Source organism: Paenarthrobacter sp. NPDC091669, from assembly GCF_044756725.1.
Taxonomy (GTDB): Bacteria; Actinomycetota; Actinomycetes; order Actinomycetales; family Micrococcaceae; genus Arthrobacter; species Arthrobacter bambusae_C.
In genome coordinates this window covers 47504-58739 of the sequence record NZ_JBIVTK010000018.1, presented here as the reverse complement: position 1 = coordinate 58739, position 11236 = coordinate 47504, and the positions used below count along the sequence as shown (strand labels likewise).

General features: G+C 63.6%; 11 protein-coding genes. All 11 read right to left on the bottom strand.

From position 1 onward, the window contains the following. Positions 1-436: 436 nt before the first annotated feature. Positions 437-1948, bottom strand: a complete 1512-nt coding sequence (locus tag ACIQLI_RS21990; protein WP_400392437.1) for a DHA2 family efflux MFS transporter permease subunit — start codon at positions 1946-1948, stop codon at positions 437-439. Between the two features lie 105 nt (positions 1949-2053). Further along, the gene (gene panC, locus ACIQLI_RS21985; protein WP_400392434.1) at positions 2054-2956 is read right to left on the bottom strand and encodes a pantoate--beta-alanine ligase; all 903 of its coding nucleotides are present in this window, start codon (positions 2954-2956) and stop codon (positions 2054-2056) included. Positions 2957-2961: 5 nt separating this feature from the next. Continuing rightward, complete coding sequence (locus tag ACIQLI_RS21980) at positions 2962-3870, bottom strand: DUF2520 domain-containing protein (RefSeq protein ID WP_354232889.1); 909 nt, start codon at positions 3868-3870, stop codon at positions 2962-2964. Further along, positions 3863-5503: a PH domain-containing protein gene (locus ACIQLI_RS21975; protein WP_400392431.1), complete on the bottom strand. Its 1641-nt coding sequence runs from the start codon at positions 5501-5503 to the stop codon at positions 3863-3865. Before ACIQLI_RS21975 ends, ACIQLI_RS21980 begins: the two co-directional genes overlap by 8 nt. Further along, positions 5500-6012, bottom strand: a complete 513-nt coding sequence (locus ACIQLI_RS21970; protein ID WP_400392428.1) for a PH domain-containing protein — start codon at positions 6010-6012, stop codon at positions 5500-5502. The genes ACIQLI_RS21975 and ACIQLI_RS21970 overlap by 4 nt, the downstream gene beginning before the upstream one ends. Beyond that, complete coding sequence (locus tag ACIQLI_RS21965; RefSeq protein WP_354232891.1) at positions 5993-6514, bottom strand: DUF3180 domain-containing protein; 522 nt, start codon at positions 6512-6514, stop codon at positions 5993-5995. The genes ACIQLI_RS21970 and ACIQLI_RS21965 overlap by 20 nt, the downstream gene beginning before the upstream one ends. After that, positions 6511-7056 (bottom strand): 2-amino-4-hydroxy-6-hydroxymethyldihydropteridine diphosphokinase, encoded by a 546-nt coding sequence (gene folK, locus ACIQLI_RS21960; protein WP_354232892.1) that lies wholly within the window; start codon positions 7054-7056, stop codon positions 6511-6513. Before folK ends, ACIQLI_RS21965 begins: the two co-directional genes overlap by 4 nt. Beyond that, a complete protein-coding gene (gene folB / locus ACIQLI_RS21955; RefSeq protein ID WP_207595733.1) occupies positions 7053-7412 on the bottom strand; it encodes a dihydroneopterin aldolase in 360 nt (119 codons plus the stop codon). Before folB ends, folK begins: the two co-directional genes overlap by 4 nt. A gap of 11 nt (positions 7413-7423) precedes the next feature. Beyond that, positions 7424-8329, bottom strand: coding sequence for a dihydropteroate synthase (gene folP, locus ACIQLI_RS21950; protein ID WP_400392423.1), 906 nt, complete (start codon positions 8327-8329; stop codon positions 7424-7426). Between the two features lie 5 nt (positions 8330-8334). Then, on the bottom strand, positions 8335-8970 hold the full coding sequence (gene folE / locus ACIQLI_RS21945; RefSeq protein WP_311215416.1) for a GTP cyclohydrolase I FolE: 636 nt from the start codon (positions 8968-8970) through the stop codon (positions 8335-8337). Positions 8971-8980: 10 nt separating this feature from the next. Continuing rightward, positions 8981-11050, bottom strand: coding sequence for an ATP-dependent zinc metalloprotease FtsH (ftsH, locus tag ACIQLI_RS21940; RefSeq protein ID WP_354232894.1), 2070 nt, complete (start codon positions 11048-11050; stop codon positions 8981-8983). Positions 11051-11236: the final 186 nt, after the last annotated feature.

Sequence of the window (11236 nt, the reverse complement as noted above, 5' to 3'; positions counted from 1 at the left end):
GCCCAACCCCCACACCAAATCCACCCCAACACCACCCAAAAACCCCGCAAACACAAGGCAAACAACCCCAAAACCGCCCCAACACACCCCAAACCAACCCAAGTGAAGCCCGTCACACAACCCCACCCCACAACAACCACCGACACCACACCACCCCACCACCGCCGTCGAACCCCCAACCAAACCCAAGAGACATAAGCGAGCAACCGCCCCAAACCCGAGGGACCTGAGAGAGCGACGCCATCAAACCCGAGGGAAGTGAGCGAGCGTCGGAAGGTGGACGCTGCACGACCGACTGTCGCCACCCCCTAACCAACGGCGCCACCCCCTAACCAACGGCGCCACCCCATAACCAACGGCGCCACCCCGTTAACCAACAAAGCTCCCCCACCACCGTGGGAGAGCTTTGCGGGAAACCGTTCGTAGCAACCGTGGGTCAGTGACCCCCGTGGCCTCCGGCGCCGTCGGTCTTGCGCATCATGGCGCCAAGCACCACAGCAGCAACAGCGATAACAGTGGCGGCCATGAACGCCGCCTGCATGCCGGCGACCTGGTTGGAAGATGCAGAGACCACCGCATAGATGGACACCAGCAGCGCCGTCCCGGCTGCTCCGGAAACCTGCTGTGCGGTACTGATGATCGCCGATCCGTGCGAGTAAAGGTGCGGCGGCAGCGGGTTCAGGCCCGTGGTAAACGCGGGCGTAAAGAGCAGGGCAAGGCCAAGGCTCAGGGTGACGTGCAGTGCAATGACCCAGCCAAGCGAACTTCCTTCATCCAGGCGGGAGAACTGCCAGAGCGTCAGGACCATGAGCACAGAACCGGAGACGGTGAGCGGCAGGGGGCCTACTTTGTCGAAAATCCGCCCAATGACCGGACCCAGCAGGCCCATGGCCAAACCGCCGGGAAGCAGTGCCAGTCCAGTCTCCAACGGCTGCAGGTGCAGGGTGTTCTGCAGGTACAGCGGCAACAGAATCACACCACCGAACAGGGCCATCATGGCGACAACCATCAGCAGCGTGGACACCGTGAACATGCGGAACTTGAAGGCACGAAGATCCAGCAGCGGGGCGTCGGACTTCTGGAGCTTGAGCTGCCGGAAGACAAACAGTGCCAGGCAGAGAACACCAATCACCAACGCGATGACAGGAACAACTCCGGCCTCGGCGCCACCAATCTGACTCAGACCATAAACCAGTCCACCAAAGGCGGGAACAGTGAGGATCACGGAAGGCACGTCCAGCGAGGTCTTCTCGCGCTCCCCCACATTGGTGAGGTACTTGGCGCCGATCGCAAACGCCGCCAAGGCGACCGGCAGCACGAACACGAACATGAAGCGCCAGGAGAAGTTGTCCAGGATAATGCCGGAAACGGTGGGGCCCATGGCCGGAGCAACGGAGATGGCAATGCTGACGTTGCCCATCACAGCACCGCGTTTGGACATGGGTACCAGCGTCAGGATGGTGGTCATCAGCAGCGGCAGCATGATGGCGGTACCGCCGGCTTGAACGATGCGCGCCAGCAAAAGCACCAGGAAGCCCGGCGCCAAGGCGGCCAGCAACGTTCCGCCGCTGAAGAGACCCATGGCCAGCATGAACGCCCCGCGGGTGCTCATCCGTTGCAGGATGAAGCCGGTGGTGGGAATGACCACTGCCATGGTCAGCATGAAGCCGGTGGCCAGCCACTGCACAGTGGACGCACTCACCTGGAGGTCGATCATGAGCCGCTGGAGGGCGACGTTCATGATGGTCTCGTTGAGGATCACCACGAAGGTTGCCACCAGAAGGGTGACAATCACCGTCACGGATTCACGTGACATCTTCCCGGACACCGGGGCCTGCGACGCCGGAATCTGCGGGGCCTGATAAGGCTCGGCATCTGCAGAGGCGACCGAACCGGATGCTCCGGATTCAGGCTTGCCGTTAGCGTCGGACGTGACGTCGGTAGACATGAGGGTTCCTCAAGGGTTGGATTTGGTGTCCGGCGATCGATGCCGGTGAAGACTAGAACAGTCTAAGCGCCTATCCAATTCCCGTCAGTAGAAAAATTCCAAACGCTAGGAGAACAAAGGAGCGTTGTCGATGAGCCGTACCGGCCCCACCATGGCCGCGATGATCGCCAGCCCTTCCCCGCGGAAGGGGGTCTCCTTGCAGTTCTCGGCGAGCGGTTCCAGCGTCATGGGGTCGACGACGTCGAAATAGTCCAGTTCCACCAGCGGCTGTGATTCGACAAGCGCGACGGCGGAGTCCAGGTCCAGTGGTTCGTGCGCGTTCGCACGGGACTCAATAAGGTGCAAAGCCCGCGACAACACAAGAGCGGCTTCTCGCTCCTCATCGGAAAGGAACCTGTTTCGGCTCGAAAGGGCCAGGCCGTCCTCACTGCGGACAATGGGCACAGGAACGATCTCCACCGGGAAGTTCAGGTCCGAGACCATCCGCTTCACCAAAGCCAGCTGCTGCGCGTCCTTCTGGCCAAAGTAAGCCCGGTAGGCCGCCGTCGTGCCGTCAACGGCAGCACCTCCGGGAAGTCCGTAATGCAGCAGCTTGGCTACGACGGTGAGGGCGCCGTCAAAGTGGCCGGGGCGCGAAGCACCTTCCCATTTTTCGCCCAACGGTCCGGAGGTTACCCGCACCAGGGGCTGGCCGCCCGGATACACCTCGTCAACGGACGGGGCGAAGACGAGGTCAACGCCTTCGGCATCCAGCAGGGCCATGTCGGCGTCGAGCGTGCGCGGGTAGCGGTCCAGGTCCACGGCGTCACCGAACTGCAGCGGATTGACGAAGATGGTGGCCACCACGACGTCGTTCTCGGCCGCAGCGGTCCGTGCAAGTGCCGCGTGGCCTGAGTGCAGGGCACCCATGGTGGGGACCAATCCCTGTGAATTGCCGCCCTTCGATGCCAGCAAGCGTGCGCTTTCGGCACGCAGTTCCGCCGCGGTGGTCACGAGTTTGATGGCCATGTTGTTCAGTGTCCTTCCGGCGACTTGGGGTCGGCACCCAAGGCCTCGTCGATCTCATTCAGTTGTTCGGGCCGCAGGAGCCCGCGGTTCTCCGCCCGGCGCGCGGTGGCCCGTGCCATGGCCTGATAGGCCGCGAGAACATCGCCGCCCGCACCGCCGTCGTACTCTTTCAGTGCCTGGGCGTGCGCGGAAACGGTACCCACATCCCCACGCGCCACAGGACCGGTCAGTGCGGATTCGCCGGAGGCAAGGGCGTTCTCCAGCGTCGCCCTCAGCAACGGACCGAGCATGGATTCCGGGTGTTCGACGCCGATCTCCCGCAGCATCTGGGATGCCTGGGCCACCAGCGTGACCATGTGGTTCGAACTGTGTGCGAGGGACGCGTGGTAGAGGGTGCGGTCGGCTTCGGCAATGGCCACGGGCTCGGCACCCATCTCCACCACGAGGGCTTGGGCGATCGGCAGCATGGCCGCATCGGCGGTGACTCCAAAGGTGCAATCCATGAGCCGGGTCAGGTCCAGGCTCATGCCCGTGAACGTCATGGCCGGGTGCAGCGACAGCGGAATCGCGCCCGCCGCACGGACAGGGTTGAGGATTCCGACGCCGAACCGCCCGGACGTGTGTGCCACCAGTTGGCCAGGCTGCCAGGCGCCCAGCTTGGCGAGCCCCGCCACCAACTCACCGAGGGCATCGTCCGGAACGGCCAACAGCACCAGCTCCGAGCGCTCCACAATGTCCTGGATTTCCAGGACCGGAACACCGGGCAGCAGGTTTTCGGCACGTTCACGGCTCGCCTCCGACACAGCAGAAACCCCGACGACGGCGTGCTCGGCCGCGCGCAAAGCGGCACCCAACACGGCACCCACCTTGCCGGCGCCGATGATTCCGACTCCGAGTCGTCCTGGCCTAGCCATCGTGGCGGTCCTCCTGTTGCGGTGAAGTGCGGGGGTATTCCGGCTGGATTGGCCGGGCGGGCTGCGCGGATTGTGCGGGCTGGGCGGGTTGGGAGGGTTGGGCGGGCTGGGCGGGTTGGGTGGGCTGTTCCGCTGCGGCTGCAATCTCCGGAGCCTGCGGTGCCACCTCCGCCAGCCACTGCTCGCTCGTTTGCCGTTTCCGGGCTTCGCGGGCGCGGGCAGCCTGTTGGTCGAACAGCTCCACGGCCTGGGCGGCATCAGCTTGGAACACCCGGGGAGAAACAGGACCGGCGGTGGTGTGGAGGACAAGATCGGCCACTCCGAAGCGGCGGGCCAGCGGACCCTGATGGAGCGCCATGGACTGTGTCCGCTGATGCGGCACCAGGACCAGCGTGTGCCACCAACGGCCGGATCGGATCAACAGGGCCGTGCGCGTGGCAAGGAATCCGTTGCGGCGCCGGCCAAGCGGAGCCAGCAACCGTGCGCGGCGGGGTGTGGTGACGAATCCATCCGTCGGGGCGGCATCGGGCCCGGCCGGGGCCAGACCATCCAGTCCGGCCGTGAAGACGCGCTCGGGGTCTTCGACTCCCGGGTCCGGCAGCACCAGCGACATCATTCGGAGGACATCGGGCTTCATGCCAACGGGAAGCAGCATGGTCCGGGCAGCACCTTCGGTAGAGCCTGACAATCCGTAGCCCGCAACATTGACGGCCATGCGGTACCAGCCGAAGATCCTCCAAAGGGGCGGCTGCGTCACCATAACGGCCTGAATGCGACCGGGAGGCAGCGTCTGTGCCTGGGTATCCAAGAGACCGTATCGGAGGCGGATACCGTCAGGTGAAATGGCTGCCGTGAAGTTATAGCCCTTGTTGAAGGAGTTCCAGTACGCGGCACCGATGCCCAGGATGCCGGGGATGAGCGCCAAAAACAGCGTCTGGTTCTCGGTGAAAACAGAGACGGTCACCACCACTGCGGCACCGATCAGGATCCCGACGGTTTGCTCGCTTAGCACGAGAGAACCGATGAGCCGTGCCGGGGGCACGGACAGCACCACATGCTCCGGCGCCTCAGGAATTTCCTCCTCCTTGCCGGGCTCGCTGACAACGCCGGCGGCCCGCGCAAGGATGGTGGCACGCAGTTGCTTCGCCTGGGCGAGCGGAAGGTAAGCGAGCCGCACCGCCGACTCGCCGGCGTCGGCCACTTCAAACTTGAGTTCAGCGAGGCCAAAGATCCGGGCCAAAAGCGGCTGAACGATGTCGATGGCCTGGACACGATCCAATCTGGCCTGCCGCTGTTGCTTGAACAGGAACCCAGTGTTGACGCGCACGTACCCTTCGGCCACTTGGTACCGCGTGAAGTACCAACTCAGGATGAAGCTGCCCACCGTCAGCAGCAGCACCACGGCGCCGCCTGCCAAAAGCCACGGCACCCGGCCGTTCAGGTTCGGATCCAGAAAATCCCTGCCCTGCAACATGCGTTCGAAAGCGTCACGGCCAAAGAAGAACCCGACGGCGGCAAGCGCCACCCAGCCGCGAACGAAAGGTGATGCCGGGTGGACGCGGTTCCAGTCGCCGTCGACCTTTGCTTCCGGTTGATCCGGCAGGCTCACCGCTGCACTGTCTTCCGGGCTCACAGCCCGGCCAGCCTGGCTTCTCCACGGGCCGAAAGCTGTTCGCGCAACCGTGCGCCTTCCTCGGCGGGAAGTCCCGGCAAGTGTGCGTTGGTGCCGGTCGATGCCGTGTGGAGTTTGAGCGTGCACAGTCCCAAGCTGCGCTCAACAGGTCCAACTGCAACGTCCACATACTGCATCCGGCCGTAGGGAACCACCATGGTGCGCTGGAAGAAGATGCCGCGGCGGATGAGGAGGTCGTCGTCGCGTTCTGCGTAGCCAATGGCGCGCACCTGGCGGGGAATTAACGCCAGCCGCCACAGCGCCAGGACGAACATCACCGCAGGCACCGTGATGGCGAGCCACAACGGAGGCCAGCGCCACCACCCGAGCAGCACGAAAATCAGCGGCAGGCTGAGGACCGCCAACATCAGGACATTGCCGATGGCCCACTCCACCAAGCGCACGGTGACGTACTTTGGGGAAACCCGCATCCACTGGACGCCGGGAGGATCAATCGCCTCGGTATGCATACTCGCCTTCGCCCTTGGTTTCGCCGCGACGGGTCCCCGGTCCGGCAGTGCCACCTTCAAGATCCTCGGGCGGGATCCGGCAGAAACGCTCCACCACGAGCCCAACCACCACCATCACCACGCCACCGCCGCCCATCAGCAGTGCGTTCCACAGTATTCCTTCGCCGCCGCGCAAGCTGCCGATGCGGAGAAGGTCCATCGAAATTCCGGCATGCCAGCCAAGGAGCAAGGTTCCCGCATAAGCGCAGGCCTGGGCAAGGATCAACGTCCTGGCCGCCAGAATCGGATTGAGCAAGTTCTTCTTTTTGCCGTTGCGCCAGCGCAGCACGCGAATGCCCATGATGAGGGTGAGGCCGGCGATGACGGCCATGGTCACCAGCGCGGATACCGGCAGGACCGGGGTGGGCATGCTGAAGCGGTTGGTGGTGGCGGTTGCCAACCAGCCAATGACCGCAGCGATGACGGCGATGAGCACCAGAACCACCGGGCGCATTGCTTTCATGGCTGCTCCACCGCTCCCGTCGCAGGCACGCCGGCGACGTCGCCATAGCCATCGAAACGCCGGATATCCGGCATGTCAGCGGCGACGGCGGCCAACTCTGCAACACTGCGCCCGTTCAACTGTGCGTGCGGTTCCAACAACGACCACGGATAGAGCACGAAAGCGCGCTCAGCGGCCCGGGGATGCGGAATCGTGAGGATGGGATCGTCACTGACGACGTCGCCGAACACGACGATGTCCACATCCAGCGTCCTGGGACCCCAGCGGACCTCGCGCGTACGGTGGTGCTGCTGTTCAACGTCGTGGCAATGCTTCAAGAGTTCCAGCGGGGTCAGAGTGGTTTCTACAGCCATGACCATGTTCAGGAAGTCCGGCTGTCCTTCCGGACCACCGACTGCCTTGGTCTGCACCACCGGGGAAACTCCAAGGAGCCGCACCTCCGGCGGATCCACCAAGGCCGCAACTGCAGTGGAAAGGGTGTCGTTGCGCTCCCCCAGGTTGCTGCCAAGGGCCAGGATGGCCTTGGTGTAGCCGGATGTCATGATCGCTCCCGGTGCACACTGACAGTAACGTCGCCAAACGGCACCTCAATGGGGGCCTTGGGCTTGTGGACGGTGACGTCGACGGCGGCCACGCTGTAGTTCGCGAGGATGCCCTCCGCGATCCTGACGGCCAGACCCTCAATCAGGTTCAAGGGCTCGCCCTCGATGTGCCGGGTGATCAGCTCGGCAACTTCACCGTAGTGCGCTGTGTACTGCAGGTCATCTGTCTCCGCGGCCTTGGTGAAATCCGTGTGGAGCACGGCGTCCACCACGAAAGGCTGGCCGTCACGGCGTTCGAAATCGAACACTCCGTGATAACCGACGGCGGTGACGCCGGTCAGCGTGATCCTGTCCACAGCGTTTCCTATCAGCGTGCGATGCGGGCGGCGACCTTGACGGCGTCAAGGCTGGGGCCGACGTCGTGGACGCGGACAGCCCAGGCGCCCTTGGTGGCGCTCAAAGCGGTGATTGCAGCGGTGGCGGCATCGCGTTCCAGCGGAGCAGCCGACTTGCCCGCAACAGTGAGCAGCGAACCGAGGAACCGCTTGCGGGAAGCAGCAACCATCACCTTGTGGCCCAGCCCGAAGAGCTGATCAAGGTTCTTGAGGATTTCCCAGTTCTGGTCCTCGTTCTTGGAGAAACCGACTCCGGGATCAATGATGATCTGCTCCGGGGCAACGCCCGCTGCGTACAACTTGTCGCGGACGCCGCTGAGTTCAGCCACCACGTCCTGGGTCACGTTGTTGTAGTCCGTCAGGTTGTCCATGGTCATGGCGTCGCCGCGGCGGTGCGTGAGGATGTACGGAACCTTGGTCCGGGCCACCAGCTCAGGCATACCGGGCTCGATGGTCAGCCCGGAAACATCGTTGATGATGGCCGCGCCAGCCTCCACGGCCGCGGCGGCCGTGGACGTGTGCATCGTGTCGATGCTGACCAGCGCGCCGGCCTTGACCAACGCCTGGATCACCGGAATGACACGGCGCTGTTCTTCCTCAGGGGAAACCGGCTCGGCGCCCGAGCGCGTGGATTCGCCCCCGACGTCGATGATGTCCGCGCCGGCATAGAACATGCGCAATCCGAGCGCGATGGCCGTGTCCGGCGTCCGGTGGGTGCCGCCGTCGCTAAAGGAATCCGGGGTGACATTGAGGATTCCCATGACGAGCGTGCGGTCCGTTGGCAGGTCCTCAAACCTGGCGGCGGGGCGCGGCTTGCGAAGAACCGGCAGCGGGCTTGTGGCCGGGCCGGTTCCGGGTGCTGCAGCGAGGGAGTCCATAGTGCTTACCTTCCGAGTATGAGGCTCATGGCCTCGGCGCGGGTGGCCGGGTCATGGAGTTGACCGCGCACCGCACTGGTGACGGTCTTTGCGCCGGGCTTGCGGATGCCGCGCATGGACATACACATGTGTTCACATTCGACGACGACAATCGCGCCGCGCGGGTTGAGGTGCTTCACCAGCGCCTCAACGATCTGCGTAGTGAGGCGCTCCTGCACCTGCGGCCGGCGCGCGTAGATGTCGACCAACCGCGCCAGCTTGCTGAGGCCGGTCACCTTCCCGTCATGTGACGGAATATAGCCGACATGTGCCACTCCGTGGAACGGCACCAGGTGGTGCTCACACGTCGAGTAGAAGGGAATGTCCTTTACCAGCACAAGCTCTTCATGATCGAGGTCGAACGTGGTGGAAAGGACATCCGCCGGGTGCTGGTGGAGCCCGGCAAAAACCTCGGCGTACGCCTTGGCCACGCGCTTTGGCGTGTCCTGGAGGCCGCCACGCTCAGGGTCTTCACCGATAGCCAGGAGGATCTCGCGGACCGCCGCTTCAATGCGCGGACGGTCCACTTTGTGGGAGTGCGTGGAGCCCGCGGCGGAACCGTGGGCGGCGGCGAGGTCGTCGTCGTCGTCGAAATGAGTCACGGCAGATAGCTTAGCCGTGATGCGTGGAGTCGTTGCCGCCGTCAGGTCGCGGTGCCTGGAAAGAGTCCTGGCTGCTGACCCCCTGGGCGTGCGGAGCGACGACGTCCAGCGGCTCGTCCAGACGCGCCTGCTTGGCTTCCTCCTGGGCTTCGCGTTCAGCCTTTTCTGCCCGGCTTTCCACTGGCGGGATGGACTGGACCGGACGGGATTCCTTGGACAGCCAGATCTCGCGGAAATCGCGCTTCCGGATGTCATGGAAGATCTCGGCAATCTCAGCCTGGTTCAAGGTTTCCCGCTCCAGGAGTTCCAGCGCCAAACGGTCCAGGACGTCCCGGTTTTCCGTGAGGATGGCGTAGGCCTCGTCGTGGGCCTGGTCAATGAGGCGGCGCACTTCCTCGTCCACCACGTACGCGATCTGGTCGGAGAAGTTGCGCTCCTGTGCGGCGTCGCGGCCGAGGAACGGCTCGCCGCCGCCCTGGCCCAGCTTTACAGCGCCAACGCGTTCGCTCATGCCGTACTGCGTGACCATCTTGCGGGCCGTGGACGTTGCCTTCTCGATGTCATTGGAAGCACCGGTGGAGGGGTCGTGGAACACGATTTCCTCAGCGACGCGGCCGCCCATGGCGTAGGCCATCTGGTCCAGCAGTTCGTTACGGGTGATCGAGTACTTATCGTCCTCGGGAATCACCATGGTGTAGCCGAGTGCGCGGCCACGGGGAAGGATGGTGATCTTGGTGACCGGTGCCGAGTTGCGCAGGGCAGCGGCAACCAAAGCGTGCCCGCCTTCGTGGTAAGCGGTGATCTTGCGTTCAAGTTCCTTCATGACGCGGCTGCGTTTCTGCGGACCGGCCATGACACGGTCGATTGCCTCATCCAGTGCGCGGTCGTCAATCAGGTTGGCGTTGGAACGCGCGGTAAGAAGTGCGGCCTCGTTCAGGACGTTCGCCAGGTCAGCACCCGTGTAACCCGGGGTCTTCTTGGCAACAGCCTTGAGGTCGATACCCTGCGCCATGGGCTTGCCCTTGGCGTGGACGTTCAGGATCTGCTCGCGGCCGATCATGTCCGGGGCTTCCACGGTGATCTGGCGGTCGAAACGGCCCGGGCGCAGCAACGCGGGGTCCAGGACGTCCGGGCGGTTGGTGGCAGCGATGAGGATGACGTTGGTCTTCACGTCGAAGCCGTCCATCTCAACGAGCAGCTGGTTCAGCGTCTGCTCACGCTCATCGTTTCCGCCGCCGATACCGGCACCACGGTGACGTCCAACGGCGTCGATCTCATCCACGAAGATGATTGCGGGAGAGCTCGCCTTGGCCTGTTCAAACAGGTCGCGGACGCGGGAAGCACCAACACCGACGAACATTTCAACAAAGTCCGAGCCGGAGATGGAGAAGAACGGAACGCCGGCCTCGCCGGCAACAGCGCGGGCAAGCAGCGTCTTACCAGTACCTGGAGGGCCGTAAAGCAGCACGCCCTTGGGGATCTTGGCACCGACAGCCTGGAACTTGGCCGGCTCCTGGAGAAACTCCTTGATTTCCTGGAGCTCTTCCACAGCTTCGTCAGCACCGGCAACATCAGAGAAGGTCACCTGCGGCATGTCCTTGTTGACCAGCTTGGCCTTGGACTTGCCGAACTGCATCACCTTGGAGCCGCCACCCTGCATACGGGAAAGCAGGAACCAGAACAGCACACCGAGCAACAGCACCGGAATGAGCAGCGAGAACAGGCCGGAGAACCAGTTGTTCTCGATCGGCTGGTCCGTGAAGCCCTTTTCCGGGTTGGCGTTGGTGACTGCCTTCACCACATCCGGACCACGATCCGTGACGTAGAAGAACTGAACGTTCTTGCCCTTGTCCTGGCCGTCCAGGTTCAGGTTGTCCTTGAGCACCAGGTCAACGCGGTTCTCGGCGTCAAAAATCTTGGCCTGCTCAACCTTCCCGTTTTGGGAAAGGAGTTCCAAGCCTTCCTTGGTGTCAATGCGCGTTGAACCGCCCGGGGCCAGTGTTGCGAATGCCACCAGGAGCAAGCCAACGACGACAACAATCCAGATGCCCGGGCCCTTGAAGAAACTCTTAGCTTTCATCTGATCGGGGTTTTGCCCCGTCCCTCCTGGTAGTGCTGCAAGGCGCAACTTCTGCGCGCGAGTGGTGCTGCTTCAGTTTCAAGCTATACACCGTTCCCAGTAATTCACGCACCGGAAAGTCCAAAAGTTCCCTCTGGGCGTACACAGGATACTCGCGTCGGGGGCGATGGGACAGGGGTTTTGTGC